We start from the raw sequence: 26753 nt of genomic DNA on the forward strand, positions 1-26753 counted from the left end.
ATGAACTATCGAAAACTCGAAGAGCGAATCTGTATAATGATATCCTGGGCTGCGGCAGCGGTCGCCTTGCTCGCACTCACCATAATCCTCGGAACGATTACATGGGAGGCGCTGCCAAGTTTGAGCATCTACTTTATGGTCACGCCCGAGTCCGATGTGCCTGGCCTCGGCGGCGGAGTTGCAAATGCGATTGCTGGCACATTCCTGCTTGCGGTCCTGTCGACTGCGTTTGCAGCGCCGCTTGCGTTGGGAACTGCGATATACCTCAAACGCTATACAAAAAGCGGAGCCTTTGTGAACGCCATGAATTTCTTGCTCGATGTGCTCGCAGGCACGCCCTCAATTGTGCTCGGCGTCTTCGGGCTTTTTTTCCTCGTCTTTTACATGAAGCACATAACCGGGGGGTTCTCGCTGTTTGCGGCAACAATCGCACTTGTCCTTGTGGTGCTGCCTGTAATCGAGCGCGCGACGGAAACGGCAATAGATTCGGTTCCGGCAGAGATTGAGGAGGGGAGCTATGCACTCGGCGCAACAAAATGGGAAACGCTGCGGCATATAACGATTCCATATGCATCCGTCGGAATGATAACAGGCGTAATACTTGGCATCGGAAGAGCTGTCGAACAATCTGCAGTAGTATTGCTTACTGCGGGCTACACCCAGTTTCTGCCGGAGTTCAAAATACTTCCGTCCGAGGTGCTTATATTTGGCATTGAAATACGCCCATTACAGGATTTGGTCGCAGCACTTCCAATCACGGTGTTCCGCTCGTTCTCGCAGCCGCACCTCACCCCGGCATCAGACGGATTCGGAGCGGCCTTTGCACTGGTACTCATCATGATACTGCTTAATGCAACCATACGGATACTTATTCGATGGAGGGGGCAGGTTGGCTAATTTCAGATTAAAACCAAAGAGGGGGCCTGCCGATCGGACTGAAGATGACGCTGTGAAACCAGCAAAGTCGGCGGATAGACTCAAATCGATGCTCCGGAAGGTGTCATCACTCCCTATACAAGACCGTATCGAGCGGCATCTGATGCCGCATCTTAAGGGGGCGGGCAGATTTGAGCTCGGTGGATTCTGTCTGGATGACATACGGAAGCGAATCGAGCAGCATTTAACGCCGGAGAGCAAACCCATCGAAGCCCTTGACTTTGGAGTGGGTGAGGTGTCGACTCCGATGCCGGGGGTTCCGCTGCGAGATGTAAATGTCACCTATGCAGTTAGCCCCCCGTTCCAGTATGTGAACGTTCGTTTTGAGGGAGACGAGCTGGTCTATCATACAGTAGAGCCTTTACTGAGCGATGATGAATTGAAGTGTCTGAAGGTCATCGAAAACGCATTTGAAAAGATGATTCACTCAAAACTGGTGATAGTTGGGCATAAGGGCCGTGAAGAATACATAAGAGACAGATTTTCGATGATTGTCGATATATATGCGCTTAATTTAGACCATTTTCAGAAGGAAAAACTGTTCTACCACCTCCTGAAGACGTACATCGGATTTGGCAGGGTAGATATCCCGATGAAGGACCCCTACCTCGAGGAGATTCACTGCAACGGACCGGGCACCAATATATATGTCTACCACAGGATATATGGCTCGATACGAACCAATATTGTGTTTGGGGAGGTGGAGCTGAGCAATTTCGTGATGAGGATTGCTCAGACCGCCGGCAGGCACATCTCGGTGCTTCAGCCGATACGGGATGCGACGTTACCGGATGGAAGCCGTGTTAACATCACCCTCGGGCAAGAGGTTACAAGAAAGGGGTCTACCTTCACAGTCAGGCGTTTCAGGACAAACCCGGTCTCTCCGATCGACCTTATCCAATACGGAACCTTTGATTCAAGACAACTTGCATATCTCTGGATTGTCCTTGAATACAAACGGTCGGTGCTGGCGGCTGGCGGGACCGCGTCCGGAAAAACCACAACCCTCAACGCCCTCTGCGCCTTCATACGCCCGGAATACAAAATCGTGTCAATCGAGGATACGGCAGAGTTGAACCTGATGCATCCGAACTGGACGCAATCGGTCACAAGAACGGGGTTCGGTGGAGGCGCGACCAAAGAGGGAGGCGGTACGGGCAGGGACAAATTGGCAGGCGACGTGGACCTCTATGACCTGCTCGTGGCTGCGCTCAGACAGCGTCCGGAGTATATTGTGGTCGGCGAGGTGCGGGGGTCAGAGGCTTTCACGCTCTTCCATGCAATTTCGGTGGGACACCCATGTCTCGGCACGATTCATGCGGGGTCGATGAAAGAACTTCTCTCGAGGGTCGAGTCGAAACCGATGGACGTTTCCAGAAATTTGTTTTCGAATGTGGACCTCGTAATCTTCAACTCGCTGATAAAGCAGGGAGAGCATTACATAAGAAGGAGTACACGTATCGTTGAGGTCATTGAGGTCGACCAGGACCGCGGAGACTTAATCACAAATCCTGTCTTCAAATGGGACCCGGTTTCTGATGCATTCATACACGGGGGAAGTTACACCCTATTTACAGGTATACGGGACGAGTTCGGGGTAAAAGAAGAGCAGCTTTTAAATGAATTGAATGACCGGGCAGAACTACTGGACAGGTTGGCTCAAAACAACATTACAGATTACGAGACCGTTGTAAACGCCATACGGAAGTATTCACGAGACAGGGATGCGATGATGGAGGGAGTGGGATGAAGCGCCTCGAACGTTACAAAGTGTTATGTTACCGTTTTGGGCGATATATCAACATATCGCCGCAGGGGGATGTGGCGAAGTCATTGTATCGAGCCGACATCGAGATGGCGCCCGGCATGTTCATCTCGCTTGTATTTGTCACGACGGTTGTTGCGACGGTCACGATGCTCGTTTTATCGACAATTCTCTTCCGCAACTCACCTAACCCACTCATCTATATCGCGGGGTTGACTTTGCTCACCTTCGGGCTCGTACTCAGCGCATTCCCGTTCGCACTATACAACAGATCGTCTGAGAAGAAGATGGACATCGAGCGGGAGCTTCCATATGCACTTGGTTATATGTCAGTACTTGCAAGTGCAGGGTCGTCACCGCTCGACATTATCAGAAGGATTGCCATCGAGGATTACGGCCATATATCAAAGGAGTTCGGAAAGGTCATCTACCGGGTCGATATTCTTGGAGAGGATGCCATCACGGCTATGAACGATTTGATACAGAATACGCCGTCCGAGATGTTTCGAGGCGTCTGCATCGATATTGCAAACATCATGCACGTGGGCGGCGGACTTATGAGTTACCTTGAGGGGAAATCAAAAGACCTGATGACGATGCGGAGACAGGTCCAGAAGGAGTTCGTCGATTCGCTCTCGATTTATGGCGAAATATACCTCGGCGGCATTGTGATGAGTATTATAATTGCAATCCTCGGAATCGTGGTTGGGGGTGCGCTTGGCATAGATTTTGGCATCTTCCCACCGCGAGACCTCTTTAACATCACCACCTATGGCATGCTGCCGTTTATTAACATATTATTTCTTACCATACTCTGGATGAAGTATTCGGGGAGCCCGACATGAAAATAGAAAAGTTTCGCATGCACGCCGCCAGATACGTGCAGATAATAAGATTGAAATATGACATAAGGCGAGAGTATTTCACTGTGGCGATTCCCGTAATCGCTGCGATCGTACTCCTCTGTGTGGCAGTGCTCATTGGCCATACTTTCCCCGCCATAGGAGAAACGAGAGATGAGGTCGATGATGCACGGCTTGCCGCGTTTGCGGAACTTGTGGCTGAGTTGGGTGAAGTCGAAGATGGTATGGACGTGGAGCAGATTGAAGTGCCCCAGAAGGACGAGGAGATAAAAAATAATCTGGACCATATACTTGTATTTGCAGTCTTGGTTGCGATTATCCCGTATTCGGTCGATATGTACATCCAAAAGGGGCTTCTTAAAAAACGTGAAATTGCATACAGTGGATTTCTATTCAAGCTGTCTGAACTGATGAGGGGCGGCATAGACCCGATCAGAGGGGTGATTGAACTCTCAAAGACCGGGCTTGGCGCAATAACGGGAAGCATTAAGGGGGCGGCATCTGCCATGATTCTCGGGCACTCGTTTGCGGATGCGATGAATAATATGGCAGCCGCACAGAAGAGCGAGATAATCAAAAAGTACACAGCCCTGGTGGTTCGGGCATCGTACGCTGGTGGTTCGGTCGCAGATATTGTGTTCAGAACGTCAGAGGATATGCGGACCGTAATCAGGATAGAGCAAGAAAAAGAGGGGGACCTGAAACAATACACAATTATATTTTATTTTGCGCAGGGAATCATCGTCATGCTGATGTATGTCCTCTCGACCTCGCTTCTTCCAATGATTGAGGGGGCGGGGATGGAGGTATTGTTAGGAGATGCGGGAGTGGCTGATATAGATTTTAGACTCGGATTCTTCCATATGATCATCATGAACGCATTCTTTGGCGGCCTGATCATAGGCCAGATCACAGAGGGGCATATAAAACACGGATTAAAGCATTCCGCAGTCCTTATGATTGTGTGCTATGTTGCATCCACTGCTTTAATTCTCCCGGTACCGCCGGCAGAGGGCGATATTACGATTGAAGTGCTCTCGGGCGATGGGCAGGAAGGGATAACCGGAGTACCACTCGAATATCCTATCGTCTTCATGGTCCGGGACCGGGATGGAGACCCAGCCCAGGATGTCCAGGTTAGTATTAACATATTGCCGGGCGGCAGTGTAGATCCGGATATCGTGAAGACCGGGCCGGATGGCAGGGCCACTGTAAATATTGTGCCTGGTTTAACAGAGGGCGTCTATGAAATCAAAGCCATATCTGGCATCGTGGAAGAGACGGCGACCGCCCACGTCAGATTCCCGGAAAGACCGATTATAGTGCCCCCCTTAGACCAGACACTCGAAGCAGGTGCCTTTGGAGTGATTGTATGGAATATAACTGATGATAATCCTGATCAGTTCCGGGTATTGAGAGATGGGGAAACGGTCATGGGCCCCGCCCAGCTAATAGATCGGCCCTTGTTGGAGGGACTGTACTATCAACTCCGCTCCATTATGGGAGTCGCCCACCTTAGTAGTGTGAATATAAGCGTTCCAATAACTATCACAACACCCGGGGTCTGGAACTACACAATCATCGCGAGCGATACAACGGGCAATACGACGGGTGATGAAGTGATGATAACAATCATAGATGTTACACCGCCAAAGGTAATTTCCAATCCAATAGGTTACCCGGGAATAGGTATGTGGGCTAAGAACGGGGATATAATCAGATTAAATGTAACCGTTATAGATGAACATTCTGGCGTCAGGGATGTGATAGTTAACGTCTCAAGCATCAACGATACGATCAGGTACCTATCCTTAACACGGGTTGCTGAAACAGACCTATTCACAGCAGATATAATGGTCAATACGGTAGCCCCCTATAGAATAAGAGAGGCCATCATCATCGCTACAGATAAGGCGAAGAATGTGAACAATACGATGTCGTTCAGCATAGACATTCGATATTGAGTTTGGTACTAAGTTCAATAAAATGACCGCAATTATTAATTGCAGCTATCCAACCCGCTCTCTCGTATCGATGGATATGCCTTCACTTGTCATATGGTAGGGTATCATCCTTTCCGGGGGCAGAACGCCTTCCAGTTTTGGGATGTTGATGACCTTATTTATTTTATCTCCGGCGTATATGGTTCTGAATTGAATTATGCCGTCCACCATCGACCTCATAATCCTTTCAGTCCTCTCAGGAAATACGCCCATATCCGCTGCCAGCAAAAACATTGTATCGCTGTGTCGACTTACATCGATAAAAGAATTGAGCATATCCACCACCATATGCGTCTCTACATCTATGAAGAGTGATGTGAGGGTGTCCACTATACAGAGGTCCACACCAGAGATGTTCTGCGGCGATGGGGCGACCAAAGGGTACAATTTCCGGCGTTTCGGAGTATCTTCGTAGCACATATCGAGCAGAGTTGTTCGGTCCTTAAAGTCTCCAAGTATCGTGAACATCTCCGAATTCCCATCCATTCCAAACGCCGACATCTGAGCGAGAACATCCTCTCTCGACCGCTTTGTTGAGATGTACAACACTGTTTTTCCAAGTTTTATCGATTCAAATCCAATCCTTTGGATGAATATGCTCTTTATACTACCTAACTCCTCTTCAATCAATAATACGCCCTTTTGTAGAGTCGCTTCCAATCCAATGCTAGATAAGTCCATAATTACTAGTTAAGGTTCAATGCCATCATTCATAACGTTTTTGTTATACCCATACGTGTTTCTACAGCGATAGCACTTATTTATGGTTACACACTATTTCTTAGTAGATGACCAAATATATATCGCATCCGCTGATAAAACCAAACGTAGTTGAAAAACGGTTGTATCAGTCCTCGCTCGCCAACGCCGCGCTGAACCGATCTTCACTGGTGGTGCTGCCCACTGGCCTGGGTAAAACGATCGTTGCGCTGTTAGTGATGGTCGCCAGACTTGAGAAGTATGGGGGCAGGGTCCTTGTGCTGGCTCCTACGAAACCCTTAGTAGAGCAACATGCTGCCTTTTTAAAATCTATGCTCAACGTACCAAGCCACAACATCCTGATGTTCACTGGTGAGACGTCTCCAGCGGAGAGGGCGGAGTTGTGGGCGGGCGGGTCCGTGGTCATTTCAACCCCGCAGGTGATCGAGAACGATTTGATGTGTGGGCGGGTGTGTTTGGATGACGTCGTTCTCATCGTATTTGACGAGGCTCACAGGGCGGTTGGTAATTATTCATACGTCTATATTGCTGAGAAGCATATGGGACAATCTCGGAGCCCGCTTGTCCTCGGTATAACTGCATCGCCTGGGGGAGGAGATACACAGATTGAGGAGGTTTGCCGAAATCTAAACATCGGGGGCGTCGAAGTTAGAACCGAATCTGACCTGGATGTGGTACCATATACGTATAAAAAAGATGTCGAATGGATATATGTCGACCTTCCAGATGAGATTCGGGACATAAGGGAGTTGGTCGACCACGTACTGCGCGACAGGTTGAATGAGTTGAGGCGGTTGGGCGTCGTCAGCTCAAAGCGTGCAGACCCCTCAAAGAGTGAGTTGCTTCAGTTGCAGAGTAACCTTCAATATCAATTGAAAAGAGCGCCACGGCCACAAGCATATAGGTCAATATCATTGCTGGCAGAGGTTTTTAAAATTAAACATGCCATGGACATGATCGAGACGCAAGGCATTTCTGCGCTCAAGAGGTATTTTGAGAGGCTCCAAAATGAGGCGCAATCGAGGGGGGGCAGCAAGGCAGCAAGGCGGCTGGTGGAGTGCGCCGATATCAAAATGGCAATGGGTTTGGCCAATGGCTGTGATGAGGAAAAACACCCGAAGCTGGATATAGTGAGGCAGATAGTCGAAGAGCAGATGCGCAGAAATCAAGATAGCAGGATAATCGTGTTTACGAACTTCAGGGATACCGCTGAATTGGTCACCGAATCGCTGGGCGGTTTGAAGGGCGTTCGACCTATCAAATTTGTCGGGCAGGCAAATAAATATAAAGATTGTGGCCTGAGCCAACGGAAACAGGTCGAGATCCTGCGGAACTTTAAAGATGGTGTGTATAACGTGTTGGTCGGGACGTCGGTAGCAGAAGAGGGGTTGGATATACCCTCCACAAACCTTGTGGTGTTCTACGAGCCAGTGCCATCTGAAATTAGGAGTATTCAGCGACGGGGGAGGACTGGCAGGCGCGGAAGGGGGCGCGTGGTAGTGCTCATAACCAAGGGAACGAGGGACGAGGCATATTACTGGATGAGTAGGAGGGGGGAGAAGAATATGTATAAAAAAATACGTGGGTTGAAGAGTCGTTTTGAGGGTGTTAATGGTGGTGTTGGTTTTGAGGATGATTGGGGTGGGACCTTTGGGGGCGTTAAGAATGGGGTCGGTCAAGGTGCTACAGATGTGGATGTTGTGGGTACGTTGGATGCAGGTGCATCAGAGGTGGTGGCACAGAGACGGTTGAGTAGTTTTGGTGTTGATGGTGGTGCTTCAGGTAGTGCTAATGGTACTGGTACTGGTGCTATTGGTGCTTCAGGTAGTGCTAATGGTACTGGTGCTATTGGTACTGGTGGTGCTGTTGGTACTGGTAGGGTTGGTGGTGTTCGCGTATTCGTCGACCAACGCGAGATGCGCTCCGCCGTCGTAAAAGAACTGGAACGATTGGGCGCTAGTATTGGGATAAAGACGCTGGAGGTTGGAGATTATGTGTTGAGCGATCGTGTTTGTGTTGAGAGGAAGACCGCTGAGGACTTTCTGTCATCGCTTGTAGATGGGGGGCGTGATCTTTTCGGTCAATTATCTGATTTGCGGAGGTGTTTTGACCGCCCGATATTGGTCATAGAGGGGGGCGAGCTCTACACAAGGCGCAGAATTCATCCAAATGCGATACGGGGGGCGCTTGGAGCGGTGGTGGTTGGTTTTGGTGTCCCCACCATCACAACAGAGGATGCGGGGGATACTGCTGCGTTTTTGTATGTCGTCGCAAAACAGGAGCAGGAAGGGGGTGGTCGGGTGCCAACCCTGCATGGTGGAAGGACGCCCCAGACGTTAAAAGAGCAACAAGAATATTTGGTATCGTCCATATCTAACATCGGACCGGTCATTGCCAGGCGCCTATTGCTCCACTTTGGCTCCGTCCAGAATGTAATGAGTGCATCCCACGATGACTTGATGGCGGTTTTTGGCATAGGTCCCAAAACGGCTGCCAGAATACGGGAGGTCGTAGAGTCTGAATATAAGGAGTGATTCTACTTGTGGGGGTTGTCTATAAGGGGGTAACCCTGCCAAAACGATGTTAAAATAAATTTGTCGAGATGGATAAAAATGGAAGAAATAGAAAATAAATATATGTGGTGTGATTGTTATCTGAAAGACGTAACCGTAAAAGAGGACGGGGTACCTTTCTGTTCATATTGTGGTTATCTAATGGAATTTAAATTTGGAAATTGATAAAACAACATTAGTAATTAGGATGTGGTATGTGTAATGTTATGATATATTGTGTGCATAGTATATGTGCATAGTATATGTGCATAGTATATGTGCATAGTATATGTGCATAGTATATGTGCATAGTATATGTGTATACTAAGGAGCAGAATAATGTAATATATGGTATGTGGTATATGTGGTTGTGGTGGTATTATGTCGGTTGACTCAGAAAAAATAATAAAACAATGTATTGGTAGTCTGGAGCACATTGTGGAAGACCGTTCTGTTCCCAGAAACATACGGCGTGCTGCAGAGGGTGTTAAGGCTCGTTTGTTGGGTGTAGATGAGTCGCCCCCGATCCGGGTTGCATCTGCCATAGCGATGTTGGATGAAATGTGTGCTGATCCCAATATTCCATTATACACGCGGACATTGGTCTGGGGCGTCGTCAGTCAGTTAGAGGCCATTTCTGTCGATAGATGATGTAATTGATTCATTAATTATTCGTTAATTATCTTACAATCTGTATGATTTATTATTTTATAGGTAGTGTTAACTTAAGGACTACCTGAAACGTAAAACAAGTAGGTGCTATGCGTTTTGAAATCGTCATTTCTGCTTAAGTTAACAGCACTAGTTTATAGTCCGTATAATTTATATATTTATTTGTATGATTTATTTATATGTTTTGTTTATATGACTCGTTTGTATTATCTCCCTACCCCATTGTTTCGATTGGAGTGTCTTAATTGGGGGTCGCTTTTAATCAGAGTTGTCCTTTTGTGTTTGGTTTTTATGTTATAGAAGAGGTGGTAGGAAGATGAAGAAGTATGAATTTCATCCACCCTATATTATATACTATCCCTCCGCTTATGTGTTCACTTGAGTGTTATGTATGCTATGTGTCATGTTATGTAGGGTATGTTATAGAGTATGTTATGGATTTGAGTGCTGTTATATAGGGCGTGTAGGGTCTTACTTCAACCTCTCGGTTTGAGATTAAGGTACTGTTAACTTAAAGTTTTTATGATGGGAAGAATGTCCCTCGGAGGGAGTGGTATTTGCAAATTAATGAACTAAGAGAGATTATTGAGAGATTATTAATAGTTTTTCCCTCGACTTCATCGAAGGGAGAGAGCGCCTGTGGGCATGATAGACCTAGGAATACTTCTCTATACGAGCGGTCTATCTTTCAGGAGGGCCGCACATGCTTTGTCTTAGATTAGGGGGAGACAACTCATATCTCTGTCTGGAAATGGGTGCAGAAACACGGAAGCGGTCTCAGGGGAAGATTTTATCTCAATATTATCTCAACCTACTAACACAACTTGTGGTTTATGATAACAACATTTATATATTAAAAGGTGCATAAAGATACAACAATATATTTTGATATTCGATAATTTAAGCCATTATATATTTTGACAACTCCAGTGGAAGTAGTGGGGTAGGTGCAACTCTCCAATAGAAACAGAAAATATCAATTAAATCTCGATGATGGTGCACACCAACATGTCCACCAACCAACACCAACTGATTATTTGTAGAAACAAAACCATCACATCGGGACGCACGCTCCAGTGGAAATGGTGGGGCGTAGACCAAAAATTATTATATGGTATTCTTCCATTGGAAGCATAATGAACATTTCTGGTGGAACGGTCTTGCAGGAAAATTGTCTAAAAAACAAAGCGCTTAATGGTTTTTTTGAGGAGTTGTTAGATGCCAGGGCAATTTTTACAAACAAAGACGTCCTACGTCCTACGTACGTTCCTGACCACCTGCCGCATCGAAAAGCCCAGATAGACGACATCGCACGAGTCCTCGTTGCAGCGCTTAGAGGAGAAACGCCGTCAAACATCCTCATCTATGGGAAGACCGGGACGGGCAAGACGGCGGTGGTAAAACACGTGGGAAAGGAGCTTGAGGAAACGAGTGAGACGAAGGGGATGCCATGCTCGACACTATATATCAACTGCGAGGTGGTCGACACCCAATATCGTGTGCTCTACCATCTGGCAAGGCTTTTTGGAAAGGACGTTCCGCCAACTGGATGGCCGACTGACCAGGTGTATGATGAATTTAAAAACGGCATCGATACCGAGAACAGAAGCCTCATAATAATACTGGATGAGGTAGATAAACTGGTTAAAAAAGGCGACGAGATATTATACAATCTCACAAGGGTCAATTCTGAATTAAATAATGCTAAAGTTAGCATAATCGGCATATCAAACGACCTTAACTTCATAGAATTCCTGGACCCGCGGGTCAGATCTTCTCTGGGAGAGGAGGAGATAATATTTCCACCATATGATGCCAACCAACTCAGAGATATCCTCGAGCAGAGGTCGAGAATGGCTTTCAAGCACGACGCACTCAAGCCGTCGGTAATCCCCCTTTGTGCTGCCTTTGCAGCGCAGGAGCACGGCGATGCCAGACGCGCACTCGACCTCCTGCGCACCTCCGGCGAACTGGCAGAGCGCGTGAATGTGGATAAGGTCGAGGAAGAACACGTGAGAAAAGCTAGGGACAAAATTGAAGGGGACCGCGTCGTGGAAGTTGTGCGCACACTGCCAACACAATCTAAATTAATTCTCTATGGGATGGCCACACTCTACAAAAACAACTCCAAGAAATTATGCACCGGGGAAGTCTACAACCACTATAAACGCCTATGTCGCCAGATCGATATGGATATTTTGACACAACGGAGGGTTACTGATATCATATCAGAACTTGATATGCTGGGTATAATAAACACAGCAGTGGTCAGCAGGGGCCGATATGGGCGGACAAAAGAAATATCAGTCAACGTTCAGCTGGAGCAGACAAAAACCATAATCCTTGAAGATTATAGATTAAAACCACTTGGCGGTATCGCATCGGTCGGGCAGACTATGTTGTAACATTCACGTCGAAAGCCAATCTAATATGTCCCAGATATGGCAATCTCCCCCACGCAACGCCGACTATCCACTCTGGTTTTACTGGGCTTAGATGGGGTTGGTCGTAACCTGGGTTATTATCTCCCCTCGTGATATAGCCAGCGTGCTGGGCAACCTCTCCGTTGGGCATTCGGCCACCAGCATACACCCAATACATTACTCTATGGATGATTGGCGTCTCATATCGGTCCCCATTTGGCCTGAACACGATCACGTCACCATAGTCCCCAAATATTCTATGCCCTATCTCTCTGCCGCTTTGATATGTCATGATTTCAACGCGACTTGGACATTGTATGAATACGATATCGCCGATGTGTATGTTTGGCACCATACTGCCGGACTCGACCGCGACCATTGCGGGCCACGTTCCGGCCAAAGCATACGCCACCAGCGCTACCATGCCCACGATCGCCACGGCAGAAACCAAATCTTTTATCACTCCGCTCAAAAAAGATCGACCCATCTTTTTACCTCTATCGCATAATTTATACACACTTAGTATAATATATCTACTGGTCCTATGGGCACAACGGACGAAATTATCCAAAAATTCGCCGAAACTGGATATCAAATACATCCAGATGCGGTTAAGATGATCGAGCAGTACAATGGGTTCTCAAAAAGTATGGTACAGGACATACTCGCATCATTAGACGAATCGGTGCTGGTAATCGCCCCAGAGCACATCAGAAACGTGCAACAAGGATTGCAACTAGGCATTATCGCGCCAGATAAACAACAAATCATAACAACTGCACCAGAGGTCAGGATTTTAAGCGACGTCACGGACGATTCAACATGCATTGGTAATTATGATGAGTTCGTCAAATATTTTCGTGACCGTTATGCCAGGTCGGGAGAAATAATCCGAAAACGGGTTAGCGCCAGACCTATCGAGATCGTTAACAAGGGCACGCAGATAAACGGACGAGAGGACATCACCATAATAGGGATGATATCCAGCACCAGGGTCACCCCAAACGGGCACAGATTGGTGGAAATAGAGGACCCAACTGGGACGATGTCCGTACTTTTTCTTAAAGACAAGGACGCATTTGAGAAATCTCAACAGATTATTTTGGATGAGGTCATCGGCATCACAGGCTCGCTTACAAATGATGGCGGGCTGTTGATCGCAAACAATATCATATGGCCCGAAGCACCTGCAAAGAACAACAAGCACCAGAAAACAGGAGAACCGACTTACGCCGTCCTGATTTCAGATGTGCACATAGGCAGCAATATGTTTTTAGAGGAGACGTGGTCCAGGTTCATAAGCTGGATAAACGGCGATGTCGGCAATGACCAACAACAAACGCTTGCAGAGCGCGTTAAATACCTGGTGATTGCCGGTGATCTGGTGGACGGCATTGGCATCTATCCAAATCAAGAGAGGGAGCTCGCCATCCTGGATATTTATGAGCAGTACCGACTCGCCGCCGAACATCTAGCGGGCGTGCCATCGCGTATCAGGGTCATCATCGCTCCAGGAAATCACGATGCGGTCCGCCAGGCAGAGCCGCAGCCAGCACTTCCTAAACAAATAACGTCTATGTTTAAATCCTCCAATACGACCTTCGTGGGCAACCCCTCGCTAATCGAATTGAATGGCACCCGCATCCTCGTCTATCACGGACGCGCCCTGGACGATTTTGTTGCAACGCTGCCAGGGCTATCATACAAGGCGCCAGAGGTGGCCATGGTTGAAATGCTCAAAAGGAGACATCTATCTCCGATATATGGTGGTCGCGTCTCCATAGCCCCTGAGAAGCGAGACCATTTTGTGATCGACATCGTACCAGACGTGCTGCACTGCGGACATGTGCACACCATGGGACTGTCGAAATATCGGGGCGTCACGTTGGTAAACTCTGGCACATGGCAAGCACAGACCGAGTTCCAGAAGCGCATGAATTTAGAGCCAGTTCCAGGATGCGCACCCATTGTCAATTTGAATACGCTGGAGACGTCTGTTTTGAAGTTTTATACGTAGACCACAGCATCATCGAATAGGCCGTTTAGTCACGCGCAGATCTTTATGAGATCGGCTACCAATCACAGCAAATCTTATCTGGCATGATTGAGTCGTTAAATTTAAATAACAAGCGTTAATTAAAATTAACACGTGTTAAGAAAAAATAACACTTGGAAGATCCTGGAGTTGTTCCTCCAAAATCCTGAGAAGAGATTCCACATCAGAGAAATTGCCAGGTTGGTGCCCCTGTCACCACCCTCGGTATCGAAAATAGTTGCAGAGCTAAAGAAAGATGGACTGCTGGAATCAAAAAAGGAAAAAATGGTTGAAGACGTGTCGGCTTCTAAGACGGAGAACTTTGTCTGGCTTAAGAGAACTTACAATCTTCACTCCCTCTATGAAAGTGGCCTGGTCGATTTCCTGAGAAAAGAATACCAAGAGCCAGAGACGATCATACTTTTCGGTAGCTACTCTATGGGAGAGGATACGAGCAAAAGTGATATCGATATAGGAATCGTGACAGATGAAGCCAAGGAGCTCGATCTCCAAAAGTTTGAACGCATTCTGAGAAGAAAAATAAACGTCCATGAGATTCAACTGAAAAAATGCGAGAAGGAATTTTTGAATAACATCGTAAACGGAATAGTCCTCTACGGGTGCTTGAAGGTGTTCTGATGCTGCAAGAGTTTCAATATTACCTAAACGAAAATCTAGTAGCCAAAAAGCATCCTAATAAAGAAGAAGCCAAGTCACTGATGAATAAAGCGATACAACGCTTGAGATATGTGAAAGAACAGGAAATTACCGAGCTCAATGCCATCATTTATCTTTGAGGATATCTACGAGTCCCTAAGAGAGGCATCCCAAGCTCTGATGTCCCTGAGAGGCTACAAACCATACTCCCATGAGGCACTGATAGCTTTTCTGAAAAAGTTCTATAACTTTCCTGAAGCAGACACATCCTCTTTTGATAGATATAGGAAGCTAAGGAACAGATGTGTATACGGTGCCTTCTTCATTTCTATATCTAAATGTAGAGAGGCATTGGTGTTTTTGGAAAGATTCTTGCCTAAAATTAGGGAGAAGTTTGAAAGAGAGAGCGTATAGGAAACATCTCACTCTAACAATCACCAACTTGATTGATAGAATTATCTTAATCACTATGGAGACAAGAGCAACTTAGTTTTTGCAGTAGATTTTATACTGGGTTTTTGGATTTTGAGTAAATCAGTAACCTCACCTTAAGAAAGTATACCAACCATCTGTTTACACTATTTTAGCATCGCAACCCAATCACAACATATTTCAAATCAGCCAACCAATACTAAAGAGCATGAACGTAAGCACAAGTGAGCGCATCGCATCTTATTTTAGCTCACTGGAAAGCGGGCTGGAGCAGGCGATGTGGATAGCTCAGAGGGCCAGAGAGGCGGGCGCAGACCCAGCGCCGCATCCAGAGATTCCTCCAGCCAAAGACCTGGCGGACCGGGTTGAGGCCCTGGTTGAGATATCGGGCGTAGCGCAGAGGATCAGGGAACTGGAGCCAAAAATGTCCAGAGAAGAGGCCGCATTTCAGATTGGTCTGGACTTTGTGAACGGGCGCATCGGCACGTTCAAATCAAAAATTGATGTGGCGGAGGGCGCAATCAGAACTGCGGTTGCAATACTTACTGAGGGAGTGGTAGCAGCGCCCATCGAGGGAATCGCTCGAGTGGGGCTGGGCAAAAATGATGATGGCACGGATTATGTGAGGATATACTATGCAGGACCGATTAGGAGCGCAGGAGGGACCGCTCAAACGATATCGGTTCTTGTCGCCGATTACGTGAGACGAAAAATGGGTATCGGCGCCTACAAACCACGAAAGGACGAGGTCGAGCGCTATGTTGAAGAGGTTTTGCTTTACGAAAAAGTGGCAAATCTTCAGTACACCCCCGCCGAGAAGGAGATTCGGCTAATCGTCGAAAACTGTCCCATTTGTATAGACGGCGAACCCACGGAGGAAGCGGAAGTCTCAGGATATAGAGACCTGGACCGAATTGAGACCAACAGGGTCAGGGGCGGAATGGCACTGGTGCTCGCCGAAGGTCTCGCATTAAAGGCGCCAAAGATCAAGAAGTACGTGTCCCAATTGGGTCTTGATGGCTGGGAATGGTTGGATGATCTTACAAAAAGCATAAAAAGTACTGAGACCGGGGAACGGAAAGACGAAACAATGAAGCCGAAGGGGCGGTTTCTGGACGATATCATAGCAGGGAGGCCCGTGTTTTCACACCCCTCTCGGCCAGGTGGATTTCGATTACGATACGGACGATCGCGTAATTCCGGTTTTGCCACAGCAGGCATACATCCAGCCACGATGATATTATTTGATGACTTCATCGCCACCGGCACACAGATGAAGATTGAGGGACCTGGAAAGGCAGCAGGCATGTTGCCAGTAGACTCTATAGAGGGGCCGACGGTTCGATTGATCAACGGGGACGTTCTGCAAATCAATTCAGTGGAGCAGGCACATGAACTCCGCCCAAACGTTTCAAAGATAATAGATGTGGGGGAGATATTGATCAATTATGGAGATTTTTTGGAGAACGGCCGCCCCCTCGTTCCGGCATCATATTGTTATGAGTGGTGGATACAAGAACTCGGGGCAAAAACCACCACGCCGGAAGATTTGAGGGACATGTCCCCGGAAACAGCGTTCGAGTTATCGGAAAAATTTGGCATACCACTGCATCCCAAATACACATATCTCTGGCACGACGTCTCCATCCAAGAACTGGAATTGCTGGTGAGCTATATCTCAGAGAAAGGAAGACACGACGGGGCTCTCACAATCCCCCAGGATGCGAAGATAAAGGAACTTCTGGAAACGCTGTTAATTCCGCACAAAGTTCGTGAAGGTAATATAATAATCGAGCAGCCATATCCACTCATCAAATGTCTCGGTCTGACGCCCGAGCTGAACAGGTTGCACCCATCGCCACTGGACGCAAAAACGACTGTAAATGCAGTTTCAATACTGAGCGGCGTGCAGATTATGGAGCGCGCACCGTTCAGAATCGGCGGTAGAATGGGCCGTCCGGAGAAGTCAAAAAGACGGGAAATGCGCCCCTCGGTACACGTCTTATTCCCAATAGGCCATGCTGGGGGCAGAATTCGGTCGCTCCAGGATGCGGCAAACCATTCAAAATCACTTAACGACAAAATCGGCGAGATTGAGGTAGAATTAGGGGTCAGAAAATGCCACAATTGTAACAAAACCACGTTCAAGACCAGATGTGAGTGTGGGGAATTTACACAACCAACTATGTTTTGTCCACGTTGCAACATATCTACTGGAGACGGAGAAACATGCCCGCGCTGCAATAAAGACACTACCAGCATTCGATTGCAGACAATCGACCTCAAAACACTTTATTCTCAATCATTGAAACGATTGGGCGAACGTGACAATCCCAACGTATTCAAAGGCGTGCTCGGGTTGATATCCAAGAATAAGACGCCAGAGCCATTGGAAAAGGGCATACTCAGGGCAAAACACGACGTATCCGTATTCAAGGATGGGACCGTTAGATATGACCTGACAGACCTCCCCCTCACCCACTTTAAACCAAGGGAGATTGGCGTGCCCATAGAAAAGCTCAAAGAGCTTGGATATGACGTCGACCGCCATGGTAGCCCCCTCATCGATGAAAACCAGATGATAGAACTCAAACCACAAGACCTAATACTCTCCAAGGATGCTGCCAGGTATTTACTGCGCGCCGCCAACTTCGTGGACGACCTACTGGTAAAATATTATGGGGCGGGGCCATATTATCGCGCCAGCTCAACAGAGGACCTGGTCGGACACCTCGTCATAGGGCTTGCCCCACATACCAGTGCAGGAGTGCTTGGCAGAATGCTCGGATTTAGCGATGCATCTGCCGGGTATGCGCACCCATTCTTCCATGCAGCGAAGCGCCGTAACTGCGATGGCGACGAGGACTGCGTTATGCTGCTCATGGACGGGTTGCTCAACTTTTCCCGTTCATACTTGCCTGACAAGCGCGGCGGCAAGATGGACGCGCCGCTCGTGCTCACGACGAGGATAGACCCCAACGAGATCGATAGCGAGGCACATAACATCGATGTGGTTGGCCAATATCCATTGGAATTTTACGAAGCGACCCGCAAATACGCAGACCCAAAGGACATGGCATCCAAGATGGATTTAATCGGCGCAAGACTCGGCACACCAGCACAGTATGAGGGATTCGACTTCACACACGATACGTCCAACATAGCGGCCGGTCCAGCCAACAGTGCCTACAAGACCCTTGACACGATGGGGGATAAACTGGAGGCACAACTAATCCTGGCAAAAAAAATCAGGGCGGTGGATGCCAGAGATGTGGCAGAACGCGTCATCAGCTCGCACTTTCTACCGGATTTGATAGGTAACCTACGCGCATTCTCGAAACAAAAAGTGCGATGCGTCAAATGCAATAAAAAATTCAGGCGCCCCCCGCTCAGTGGTACCTGCTCGAAATGCGGTGGACGGATAATTCTGACGGTGCACGAAGGGGCGGTTAAAAAATATCTGGACGTCTCGCATAAAATCGCGATGGAGTATGACGTCTCAGATTATACAAAGCAACGATTGAAGTTAATCGATCTCGAAATCCAATCCCTCTTCAAAAGCGACAAGTCAAAGCAAATGGGCATAGTGGATTTTATGTAATCATTTGCTTAGGCCGATCGCCTCTTTTATCGACCCCGTCTTCTTGTAATCAAGGCGGATCGCGTATAGGAGGGACAATGCTCCAAGTACAATCAGGAACAGTCCAACGCCCATTATCATCATCGTGACCATCGACTGGCTCACAAAGAACACAATGCCACACAACACTCCGACCGACCCAAGCGCCAGCGCCAGATAGTAGAGTTTTAGCTCATCTTCGATATCAAATCCCATGATTTTCATTAGACCACCTAAAAGATTATCTGATTGTTCTGTTATATGTCTTTTTCTTATTTATCGGCTTTGTACATAAAGTCCCTTTTTCGAAGGACTTATTGTGCAGATGTTGGACTTTTTGTGCAACATATTATGTACGTACCCTCTCCATCAAATCCTTGTCCAATAGAATAAAATCGTCACAGACATCTTGAAGGTGACGAGATTTTCCAGTTGCAAAGTACGCATGCTCAATATGTTTACCAAAAGTTGATTTTGCAAACTCAACTGCCGGGGCAAAATCACCATCTCCAGACACTAAAATGCCAACATCATATACATTGTTAACAGCGAATCTTGCCATATCAACGGCGATTTGGATGTCAACACCTTTTTCGATAAAGGTGTTTCCACGTGGTACTAATCGACCCAATTTCAATTCAGTGTATGGTGTCCTTTTCACTGCATTAAAAAATCTTTGTTGATCTTTGTAACGCTTGCTACTATCTTGTTTATGTGGGGCGTTATAATAGTAAACTCTTATTAACTCACGTTTTGGTTTTAATTTTGCAAGTTTTAAACCGAATTTGTAAAAATCAATATCAGTAAAACCCACATTATGTTTCAATCCATGATAGAAATTGTTACCATCTACGAAAACATATACCCGCTTCATCCAATACTCACACATCCGACAATATAAATTAAGAGTACGGAGGGTTAATAATTTTTAACCCTCCGGTGTTAATATACCTATCCTTATTAGATAAGAATAGGGAGTTTATACGCAAATAACCTATATGTCTTAACTATATAAATATTTTCCATAGGAAATGGCTTTGCACATGCTTCCGCAAACTCGCGACGATCGCCTGTCCGAGGGAAATCCCCCCATCACCATTCGGTATCCTGTCGTGCATGATAAATCCGAAACCACGTTCTTCTACCAGCTCCCATATCCTTCTGGTAATATGTGCATTATATGAAACGCCGCCGCTGATTCCGACCGTCTCTATGTTTTGCTTTTTGGCGACGTCTATGGCGAGCTCGGCAAGACCGGTTGCAATGGCGTCTTCTGTGGAAAATGCGAGGTCTGATTTTGAGTAAGTGCCCAGGCCATCATATACACTCAATAGGACCTGCGTTGTATCTAACACCCTTCTGCTATCTTCTGTTTTGAACCTTATCGGGATATCGAGCACGTCCTTTCCACCTCTGGCAGCACTCTCCAGTTTCATCGCCGGCTCACCTTCGTAACTCCTGTAATATGTTATGCCCAGGAGCGCGGAGACCGCATCTAAGACACGCCCCGTGCTCGTCGTGCGCATGACGTTGACATCCTGCCTCAACTGCTCGATGATGATCTGTTTTTCTTTTTCATGTTTGAATCGCAGTTTTACCTTTGCGAGCTCATCGTCGCTCAGGACCTTGTTGAGTATTCCCAGAGCCATGCGTGATGGATAATGTGCGGCGAGGTCGCCGCCAGGCATTGGCTGGGTTTCAAGGCTCGCACATCGCGTAAAATCACCGTAGCCTGCCACTATTATCTCCCCTCCCCAGATGGTGCCATCTGGACCATAGCCAACACCGTCGACGGCGATGCCCACGATTTCGGAGTCTATGGACAATCCATTATCTATCATAAGTGAGACGAGATGTGCGTGATGATGCTGCACTTTTACGCTCTTTGCATTCTCCATGGCATAACGGGTCGTATTGAACAGGGGATGAAGGTCGCAACCATATATGTCTGGCGATATGCGAGTCAATCGTTTTAGGTGCTCCACCACCTCGTTGTGGTATTGAAGCGTCTCTATCTCTCTCGTGTTTCCGACGTACTGGGACAGGTATGCCCAATCGTCATGTACGATGCTTATGGTGACATCCCACTCTGCGCCAACGCCAAGCGCATCCTTCTCCAGGACGAAGGGCAGAACGATTGGTTCCGGGACATAGCCGCGTGACCTTCTGATGAATTTTGTTCTGCCACAGACGACCCTCGCGACAGTGTCATCGGCCCGATTCGCTATCCTTCTGTTGTGGAGCAGATAATAATCCACGATTCCGTTCAGCTTCTCAAAAGCCACTGCATTGTCCTTTACCATCGGTCTTCTTGGCAGGTTTGCGCTGGTCATCACACACGTCGGCTCTTTGAGTGCTCTGAACAACAGATGATGTAAGCCAGTATAAGGCAACATCACGCCGATGTTGTGCAGTCCAGGCGCGACGAGTTCTGAAAAATAATATTCACCGCTCTTATCCAATACGACCATCGGCCGTCTGTAACTGGTCAGAACCTGCTCTTCGGTCTGGTTGACCAGGGCAAACCCCTTTGCCGTGTGCAAATCCCTCGCCATCACTGCGAATGGTTGTTCATCTCTTCCCAATCTCTTTCGCAATCTTAACAGGGGGGCATCATCGGTGACCTTTACTGCTATGTGGATTCCGCCAACTCCTTTGATAGCGATGACCCCCCCTTCATCGAGAAGCTCTGCCGTTCTGACGATCGCATCACTCCTGTCGCTTTCTATGACCAACGCCCCTGCATCATCGTACAACATCGTTTTCGGTCCGCAATCGCTACAGCAAGTCGGTTGCGCATGATACCTTCTATCCATCGGCGAGGCATATTCTTCGCTGCACAATTTACAAAGCGGAAAGTCCACCATAGTCGTATTCTGCCTGTCATAGGGCAGATGGGAGACCATCGTGTACCTGGGGCCACAGTTGGTACAGACCGTGAATGGATGGTGGTATCTGCGGTCATTCAAATCTAACATCTCACCGAGACACTCATCGCAGATGTGGACATCTGGAGGAATTATCGAGGACTCGATTCTATTGCTCTTTTCACTCTCTCTTATCGTAAAATCGCTAAAATTTATTTTGGGCGCAGTTTTAATCTCAATCCTATCTATTCTGGAAAGTGGCGGCTTTTTCGTTTTCAGGTCGTGTAGGAATATCTCCATTTGCTCCTCATCTCCCTCTATAAGGACCTCGACACCATTTCCGAAATTGAGAACATATCCTTTCAATCCGCATTCGTGAGCGAGTCGGTATACAAATGGACGAAATCCGACGCCCTGGACGATTCCATAAATGTGGAGCCTTTTACATCCCATATCCATCGACCATATTATTTTATAAGTAATAAGCCAATATGTTGATAAATTGGCAGGAAATAAACCTGCTGGGTGAGGTTATGCGATGTGTATTGCAATACCTGGTAAAATAATAGAGATAGGTGCCGACAAAAAAGTAGCTACCGTCGACTTCGGCGGAGTTAAGCAAGAGGTGCGATTGGACCTTCTTGGTGAGCTGGACGGCGACCATATCGGTAACTATGTGCTGGTGCACGTCGGATATGCCATTCAACTCATGACTCAACAGGAAGCGGAGGAAACCCTGAAGGTATTCTACGAATATGCAGATGCGATGGAAAAAGAGCTTCGGGGGAAGTCAACATGAGCCTGGAATTTAGGGATAGGGCTCTTGGAAAAAAGGTCGTCAGGTTGATTCATTCGTTGATGTTAGATGAAGCCGTAAGAATAATGCATGTTTGCGGGACGCACGAGCAAACGATCACAAAGCACGGGCTGCGGGCACTTCTCCCCCCCAACTTGGAATTATTGAGCGGACCGGGATGTCCTGTCTGCGTCACCTCTGCAAAGGACATCGATGAGGCGATTTTTCTCGCAAAAAGCGGTGCAACATTGGTCACCTATGGCGACATGATGCGCGTCCCAGGCTCCGACATGAGTCTGGCAGAGGCAAAAGCCGATGGCGCAGATGTAAAGGTTGCATACAGCGTAAACGATGCGGTGCGGATGGCATCCAACACGAAGAACGACGTCGTCTTTTTTGGGATCGGATTTGAGACCACTGCGCCGTCGAATGCCGCTACCATCTTTAATAAGCCGCCGGAAAACTTTAGCATCTTGAGCTCTCACAAACTGGTCCCGCCTGCCATGGATGCGCTTGTAGGCGATGGCGATGTGAATTTTGATGGAGTCATAGCTCCGGGGCATGTCTCGACGATCATCGGAACCAGACCATATGAGCGATTTGCCGAAATGGGAATGCCTGTCATAGTTACGGGATTCGAACCATTGGACATCCTTTTTGCCATTTTGATGACGTTGAAACAGATGAGAAAAGGGCAGTCAAAGGTGGAAAACGAATATGCGCGGGTGGTGACCGAGCAAGGAAATCTAAGGGCTCAGAAGCTCATGAACAGGGTGTTTGACGTGACGGATGCATACTGGCGTGGCATAGGGGAAATCGCAAATTCTGGGCTGGCAATAAAATCGGAGTTCTGCCAGTTTGATGCGAGGGAGAAATACGACATCGACGTTGGCGAGGTGCAGGATTTGCCTCCTGGCTGTAGTTGCGGACTTATATTGACTGCCAAGGCCACACCAGAGGAATGCGAGTTATTCGGAAAGGCGTGCACCCCAGAGAAGCCATATGGGCCATGCATGGTGGGGATAGAGGGAACCTGTCATAATTGGTGGAAATACGGACGTTACGGTGTGGAGTAAGAATGCACGAATATGGTGTGGCAATGGAAGTATACAAAGCCGTGATGGATGCGGCATCGAAGAACGATGCCATCAGAGTGATATCAATATACTTGGAGTTGGGTGAACTGACCCACATAAATTCAGAGCAGTTGAGTTTTTGTTTTGAAATTATCGCCAAGGAGAGTCTGGCAGAGGGTGCGGACTTAAATATCATGCAAATCCCCCCAACGATAAAATGCAAGTGCGGATATGAAGGCGTTTTAGATTCTCACAATTCTTCGAACTGTGACGATACAAAACAATACCGCGCGCTATCTGACTTAGCGCTAAGCATAGTCTGTCCAGAATGCGAGAACTCCCTGCCGGGGTTGATATCTGGCAGAGAGATAAACGTTAGAGACATCAAAATAGAGGTGGGGGAAAATGCATGACATTCGCGTAGAAGTTGGATATGATGTCTTGCAGGCAAATGAGGCGCTTGCGGAGAAAAATCGCAGATTATTGGATGGTTTCGGCGTCACTGGCTTTAACATCATGGGTGCGATTGGCTCTGGCAAGACGACGCTGATAGAATTGGCGATTGAGAGTCTTGGCGATAAATATGGAATAGGGGCGATAGCAGGGGACATCGTCGCAGACATCGACGCCGACCGCTTTAAGTCGCATGGCACTCCCACAGTCTCCCTGAACACGGGGAAGGAATGTCATCTGGATGCCAATCTGGTCGAACATGCCATTGGACAGCTGCCATTGGATGACATGGATATTTTGTTCATCGAAAACGTCGGAAATCTGGTGTGCCCAACGGATTATTCGCTTGGAGAACATCACCGTGTCGTCGTCGTCAGCGTCAGCGAGGGCGATGACATAGTGGAGAAACATCCGATGATATTCAGGACATGTGGCCTGGCGATTGTAAACAAAGTGGACATCGCAGAGGCAGTGGATGCCGATGCAGGTAAGATGATCGATGATGCACTCAGGAACAATCCGCGGATTAAGGCACTGAAGACGAGCAAGACCACGGGCGAAGGCATTGACGATTGGATCAAATTCATTGAGGTGAACGTGAATGCCCGCAGGTAAAGCAACCGAAAAAAACGTAACTCTCGCGCACGGTGCCGGCGGAGAACTCATGCAAAAGTTAATTAGCGAAATTATCGTCAAGAACGTGTCCAACAACCGCGCCGGCAGCGTCGGCCTGCTCGACCTTGATGACGGCGCGACGATATCGATTGGAGGCTCCGAGATCGTATTTACTACCGATAGTTATGTTATCAAGCCGCTGTTTTTTCCTGGCGGAAACATCGGAAAAGTTGCTGCCGCAGGGACCATAAACGATTTAGCGGTCATGGGCGCCCGCCCCATCGCATTGTCAAGCAGCATCATCATGGAAGAGGGGTTTCCGCTTGACGACCTGGAAAAGATAGTTAAGTCCATGGATGAAGTGGTCGGAGAGGTCGGAGCAGCAATAATCACTGGTGACACCAAGGTGATGGAAAGGGGGGCGTTGGACGGCCTGGTAATCAACACAGCAGGTATCGGCGTTGCAAACGAGTTGATACGCGACTCTGGTTTGAATGTCGGTGACAAAATCATCGTCACAGGAACGATAGGAGACCATGGCACATCGCTTTTATCGTTCAGGGAGGGATTCAGTTTTGAGACCGAGCTCGAATCCGATACCGCGCCATTGTGGGATGTGATCAAGGCGGCACTGGATGTGGGCGGAATTACCGCGATGAAGGACCCCACCAGGGGCGGGCTGACATCCGCGCTAAACGAAATGGCAAGAAAAAGCGGCGTTGGAATATCTATCGAAGAAGAGCAAGTCCCTCTGAAGGAAGGGGTCAAAGCAGCGTCAGAGATGCTCGGGATCGACCCGCTGGAGGTGGCAAATGAGGGCAAGGCGATCATTTGCGTGCGGCCAGAGAGTGCCAAAGCAGTTCTTGTTGCCATACGTGGGACGGCATATGGGAAGGATGCGCAGATAATTGGAGAAGCAATCGAAGGGCACAAGGGAAAAGTCGTTTTAGAAACCGCACTTGGGGGAAAGAGGTATATTGAAACGCCTTTAGGGGACCCAGTTCCGAGGGTGTGTTGAGGTGTTTTTTTGAGGGTCGTCGTTTTGTGCTGTGGAAATATCTTGGCTGCCGACGACGGTTTTGGCATCCATGTTTTAGAGGAACTAGAGGTCGGTCCAGAGTTTAGCCTGGATTACAAATAACCCCACAAGCCCCCCTATTTATTTTTTTGGGGGTTTAACTTTTCTCTCCATCACAAGCGTCAGAACATCTTCGTCTCTCAGGGTATGCTCAAGGCCAACCCTCTGCCCCCTGTGTTTCACGGATCTGCCCCATACTTGCGCATATCTAAACTTTCTCTTAAAATCTCTGTGAACGCGATCGCAGACATCACTGACACTTGACCCCTTCATGAGTATCATGGGCGCTTGATTCACGCCCTCGCCCCGTGGCTTCATATAGATGCGGATAAACCCTAACTTCTCAAAAATAGCATCCTTGAGGTCATCAAGACCCGACCCATGTTCTGCAGAGATCAAAATCGCATCATTTGGTATCGGCAAGTCTTCAAGGGCATTATCCCCAAATGAAATCAAGTCCAGCTTGTTCAACACCTGCAGAGCAGGCACATATTTTCTGGTGCCAAGAATTATATCGATGAATTGATCTATCGTTATGTTTTCACGGATAAGCACATCTGCATTATGAATTTTAAAATCATTCAAGATCGAGCGCATCGCCATCTCATCGATTTCGCATTCGGTCGTTCTATTAATGATAATGCCGCCTGTGGCTTTTCTACGAATCGTAACATTGGGGGGCAATTCGTTGATGCGCACCCCAGCGCCAAATAATTCTTTTTTAAGCACGTTTAGGTGCTCCAGGTGGAATATATCGGTCATCAGCAATAGGAGGTCTGCACTTCGTATGACAGACAGCACCTCTTTTCCGTGCCCTTTACCCGCAGCAGCACCCTCTATTAAACCAGGGACGTCGAGCAATTGTATATGTGCTCCCCTATGAACGAGAGAGCCTGGGATGACACCTATAGTGGTAAAATCATAGTCGGCAACTTGAGACTGCGCACTGGTGAGTTTATTGAGCAGTGTGGATTTTCCGACAGAAGGAAAACCGACCAGGATGACGGTTGCATCGCCAGATTTCTTAACCGAATATCCCCCTCCACCCCTCCGTTTCCTGGTGGATTGAACGTCTTCTTTCAACCTGGCCAATTTCGCCTTCAGTCTGCCGATATGGACCTGGGTCGCCTTATTGTAAGGGGTTCTCCGAATCTCGTCCTCTATGGCTTTGATGTCATCTTCAATGCCCAT

23 protein-coding genes are annotated in these 26753 nt (G+C 47.7%); 17 read left to right on the plus strand and 6 right to left on the minus strand.

The genetic code is table 11. From position 1 onward, the window contains the following. Genes pstA through BME93_03270 form a run of 4 tightly spaced genes read left to right on the plus strand, consistent with a single transcriptional unit; the run spans position 1 to position 5528 of the window. On the plus strand, positions 1-897 hold the full coding sequence (gene pstA / locus BME93_03255; protein ATZ61138.2) for a phosphate ABC transporter permease PstA: 897 nt from the start codon (positions 1-3) through the stop codon (positions 895-897). After that, the gene (locus tag BME93_03260; GenBank protein ATZ61139.2) at positions 890-2686 is read left to right on the plus strand and encodes a type II/IV secretion system ATPase subunit; all 1797 of its coding nucleotides are present in this window, start codon (positions 890-892) and stop codon (positions 2684-2686) included. The genes pstA and BME93_03260 overlap by 8 nt, the downstream gene beginning before the upstream one ends. After that, positions 2683-3546: a type II secretion system F family protein gene (locus tag BME93_03265; GenBank protein ID ATZ61140.2), complete on the plus strand. Its 864-nt coding sequence runs from the start codon at positions 2683-2685 to the stop codon at positions 3544-3546. The genes BME93_03260 and BME93_03265 overlap by 4 nt, the downstream gene beginning before the upstream one ends. Next, positions 3543-5528 (plus strand): type II secretion system F family protein, encoded by a 1986-nt coding sequence (locus tag BME93_03270; GenBank protein ID ATZ61141.2) that lies wholly within the window; start codon positions 3543-3545, stop codon positions 5526-5528. The genes BME93_03265 and BME93_03270 overlap by 4 nt, the downstream gene beginning before the upstream one ends. 45 nt (positions 5529-5573) lie before the next feature. Here the strand turns inward: BME93_03270 and BME93_03275 are convergent, their stop codons facing one another. Beyond that, complete coding sequence (locus BME93_03275) at positions 5574-6248, minus strand: ATPase domain-containing protein (protein ATZ61142.2); 675 nt, start codon at positions 6246-6248, stop codon at positions 5574-5576. A 107-nt stretch (positions 6249-6355) separates the two neighbouring features. Between BME93_03275 and BME93_03280 the strand changes: the two genes are divergently transcribed. The 3 genes from BME93_03280 (at position 6356) to BME93_03290 (ending at position 11916) form a co-directional block, all read left to right on the plus strand. After that, positions 6356-8821, plus strand: coding sequence for a DEAD/DEAH box helicase (locus BME93_03280; GenBank protein ID ATZ61143.2), 2466 nt, complete (start codon positions 6356-6358; stop codon positions 8819-8821). A gap of 399 nt (positions 8822-9220) precedes the next feature. Further along, positions 9221-9490 (plus strand): UPF0147 family protein, encoded by a 270-nt coding sequence (locus BME93_03285; GenBank protein ATZ61144.2) that lies wholly within the window; start codon positions 9221-9223, stop codon positions 9488-9490. A gap of 1157 nt (positions 9491-10647) precedes the next feature. After that, on the plus strand, positions 10648-11916 hold the full coding sequence (locus BME93_03290) for an ORC1-type DNA replication protein (GenBank protein ATZ61145.2): 1269 nt from the start codon (positions 10648-10650) through the stop codon (positions 11914-11916). Here BME93_03290 and BME93_03295 read toward each other — a convergent pair. After that, complete coding sequence (locus BME93_03295; GenBank protein ATZ61146.2) at positions 11906-12451, minus strand: signal peptidase I; 546 nt, start codon at positions 12449-12451, stop codon at positions 11906-11908. The genes BME93_03290 and BME93_03295 overlap by 11 nt on opposite strands. Before the next feature lie 27 nt (positions 12452-12478). Between BME93_03295 and BME93_03300 the strand changes: the two genes are divergently transcribed. From BME93_03300 to BME93_03320, 5 genes are all read left to right on the plus strand, one after another. Next, positions 12479-13951 carry a DNA-directed DNA polymerase II small subunit gene (locus BME93_03300; protein ATZ61147.2) on the plus strand — a complete coding sequence of 491 codons (1473 nt, stop codon included), beginning with the start codon at positions 12479-12481 and terminating at the stop codon, positions 13949-13951. A gap of 132 nt (positions 13952-14083) precedes the next feature. Further along, a complete protein-coding gene (locus tag BME93_03305; protein ATZ61148.2) occupies positions 14084-14608 on the plus strand; it encodes a nucleotidyltransferase domain-containing protein in 525 nt (174 codons plus the stop codon). Then, positions 14608-14766 (plus strand): hypothetical protein, encoded by a 159-nt coding sequence (locus tag BME93_03310; protein ATZ61149.2) that lies wholly within the window; start codon positions 14608-14610, stop codon positions 14764-14766. The genes BME93_03305 and BME93_03310 overlap by 1 nt, the downstream gene beginning before the upstream one ends. Beyond that, positions 14747-15040 (plus strand): hypothetical protein, encoded by a 294-nt coding sequence (locus tag BME93_03315; GenBank protein ATZ61150.2) that lies wholly within the window; start codon positions 14747-14749, stop codon positions 15038-15040. The genes BME93_03310 and BME93_03315 overlap by 20 nt, the downstream gene beginning before the upstream one ends. Before the next feature lie 226 nt (positions 15041-15266). Next, the gene (locus tag BME93_03320; GenBank protein ID ATZ61151.2) at positions 15267-18659 is read left to right on the plus strand and encodes a DNA polymerase II large subunit; all 3393 of its coding nucleotides are present in this window, start codon (positions 15267-15269) and stop codon (positions 18657-18659) included. Here BME93_03320 and BME93_03325 read toward each other — a convergent pair whose 3' ends face one another. From BME93_03325 to hypF, 3 genes are all read right to left on the minus strand, one after another. Continuing rightward, positions 18660-18902, minus strand: a complete 243-nt coding sequence (locus tag BME93_03325) for a hypothetical protein (GenBank protein ATZ61152.2) — start codon at positions 18900-18902, stop codon at positions 18660-18662. It abuts the gene before it with no gap. Between the two features lie 124 nt (positions 18903-19026). Next, positions 19027-19551 carry an NYN domain-containing protein gene (locus BME93_03330; protein ATZ61153.2) on the minus strand — a complete coding sequence of 175 codons (525 nt, stop codon included), beginning with the start codon at positions 19549-19551 and terminating at the stop codon, positions 19027-19029. A 133-nt stretch (positions 19552-19684) separates the two neighbouring features. Next, complete coding sequence (gene hypF, locus BME93_03335; protein ID ATZ61154.2) at positions 19685-21997, minus strand: carbamoyltransferase HypF; 2313 nt, start codon at positions 21995-21997, stop codon at positions 19685-19687. 85 nt (positions 21998-22082) lie between these two features. Here hypF and BME93_03340 point away from each other — a divergent pair, with 85 nt between their 5' ends. Genes BME93_03340 through hypE form a run of 5 tightly spaced genes read left to right on the plus strand, consistent with a single transcriptional unit; the run spans position 22083 to position 25502 of the window. Further along, positions 22083-22343 carry a HypC/HybG/HupF family hydrogenase formation chaperone gene (locus tag BME93_03340; GenBank protein ID ATZ61155.2) on the plus strand — a complete coding sequence of 87 codons (261 nt, stop codon included), beginning with the start codon at positions 22083-22085 and terminating at the stop codon, positions 22341-22343. Beyond that, on the plus strand, positions 22340-23416 hold the full coding sequence (gene hypD / locus BME93_03345; protein ATZ61156.2) for a hydrogenase formation protein HypD: 1077 nt from the start codon (positions 22340-22342) through the stop codon (positions 23414-23416). The genes BME93_03340 and hypD overlap by 4 nt, the downstream gene beginning before the upstream one ends. Before the next feature lie 2 nt (positions 23417-23418). Next, positions 23419-23829, plus strand: a complete 411-nt coding sequence (hypA, locus tag BME93_03350) for a hydrogenase maturation nickel metallochaperone HypA (GenBank protein ID ATZ61157.2) — start codon at positions 23419-23421, stop codon at positions 23827-23829. After that, positions 23822-24484 (plus strand): hydrogenase nickel incorporation protein HypB, encoded by a 663-nt coding sequence (gene hypB / locus BME93_03355; protein ATZ61158.2) that lies wholly within the window; start codon positions 23822-23824, stop codon positions 24482-24484. Before hypA ends, hypB begins: the two co-directional genes overlap by 8 nt. After that, positions 24471-25502, plus strand: a complete 1032-nt coding sequence (gene hypE / locus BME93_03360; protein ATZ61159.2) for a hydrogenase expression/formation protein HypE — start codon at positions 24471-24473, stop codon at positions 25500-25502. The genes hypB and hypE overlap by 14 nt, the downstream gene beginning before the upstream one ends. A 141-nt stretch (positions 25503-25643) precedes the next feature. Here the strand turns inward: hypE and BME93_03365 are convergent, their stop codons facing one another. Further along, positions 25644-26753 carry a GTP-binding protein gene (locus tag BME93_03365; protein ID ATZ61776.2) on the minus strand — a complete coding sequence of 370 codons (1110 nt, stop codon included), beginning with the start codon at positions 26751-26753 and terminating at the stop codon, positions 25644-25646.

It is taken from the genome of Methanosarcinales archaeon Met12 (assembly GCA_002813105.2).
In the GTDB taxonomy this organism is placed as follows: Archaea; Halobacteriota; UBA148; order UBA148; family JAJOKI01; genus JAJOKI01.

Coding starts and splice junctions, on each gene's coding strand:
- pstA (ATZ61138.2), top strand. CDS start 1: ATGAACTATCGAAAACTCGAAGAGCGAATCTGTATAATGATATCCTGG.
- BME93_03265 (ATZ61140.2), top strand. CDS start 2,683: ATGAAGCGCCTCGAACGTTACAAAGTGTTATGTTACCGTTTTGGGCGA.
- BME93_03270 (ATZ61141.2), top strand. CDS start 3,543: ATGAAAATAGAAAAGTTTCGCATGCACGCCGCCAGATACGTGCAGATA.
- BME93_03275 (ATZ61142.2), bottom strand. CDS start 6,248: ATGGACTTATCTAGCATTGGATTGGAAGCGACTCTACAAAAGGGCGTA.
- BME93_03280 (ATZ61143.2), top strand. CDS start 6,356: ATGACCAAATATATATCGCATCCGCTGATAAAACCAAACGTAGTTGAA.
- BME93_03285 (ATZ61144.2), top strand. CDS start 9,221: ATGTCGGTTGACTCAGAAAAAATAATAAAACAATGTATTGGTAGTCTG.
- BME93_03290 (ATZ61145.2), top strand. CDS start 10,648: ATGAACATTTCTGGTGGAACGGTCTTGCAGGAAAATTGTCTAAAAAAC.
- BME93_03300 (ATZ61147.2), top strand. CDS start 12,479: ATGGGCACAACGGACGAAATTATCCAAAAATTCGCCGAAACTGGATAT.
- BME93_03310 (ATZ61149.2), top strand. CDS start 14,608: ATGCTGCAAGAGTTTCAATATTACCTAAACGAAAATCTAGTAGCCAAA.
- BME93_03315 (ATZ61150.2), top strand. CDS start 14,747: ATGCCATCATTTATCTTTGAGGATATCTACGAGTCCCTAAGAGAGGCA.
- BME93_03320 (ATZ61151.2), top strand. CDS start 15,267: ATGAACGTAAGCACAAGTGAGCGCATCGCATCTTATTTTAGCTCACTG.
- BME93_03325 (ATZ61152.2), bottom strand. CDS start 18,902: ATGAAAATCATGGGATTTGATATCGAAGATGAGCTAAAACTCTACTAT.
- BME93_03330 (ATZ61153.2), bottom strand. CDS start 19,551: ATGAAGCGGGTATATGTTTTCGTAGATGGTAACAATTTCTATCATGGA.
- hypF (ATZ61154.2), bottom strand. CDS start 21,997: ATGGGATGTAAAAGGCTCCACATTTATGGAATCGTCCAGGGCGTCGGA.
- BME93_03340 (ATZ61155.2), top strand. CDS start 22,083: ATGTGTATTGCAATACCTGGTAAAATAATAGAGATAGGTGCCGACAAA.
- hypD (ATZ61156.2), top strand. CDS start 22,340: ATGAGCCTGGAATTTAGGGATAGGGCTCTTGGAAAAAAGGTCGTCAGG.
- hypA (ATZ61157.2), top strand. CDS start 23,419: ATGCACGAATATGGTGTGGCAATGGAAGTATACAAAGCCGTGATGGAT.
- hypB (ATZ61158.2), top strand. CDS start 23,822: ATGCATGACATTCGCGTAGAAGTTGGATATGATGTCTTGCAGGCAAAT.
- hypE (ATZ61159.2), top strand. CDS start 24,471: ATGCCCGCAGGTAAAGCAACCGAAAAAAACGTAACTCTCGCGCACGGT.
- BME93_03365 (ATZ61776.2), bottom strand. CDS start 26,753: ATGGGCATTGAAGATGACATCAAAGCCATAGAGGACGAGATTCGGAGA.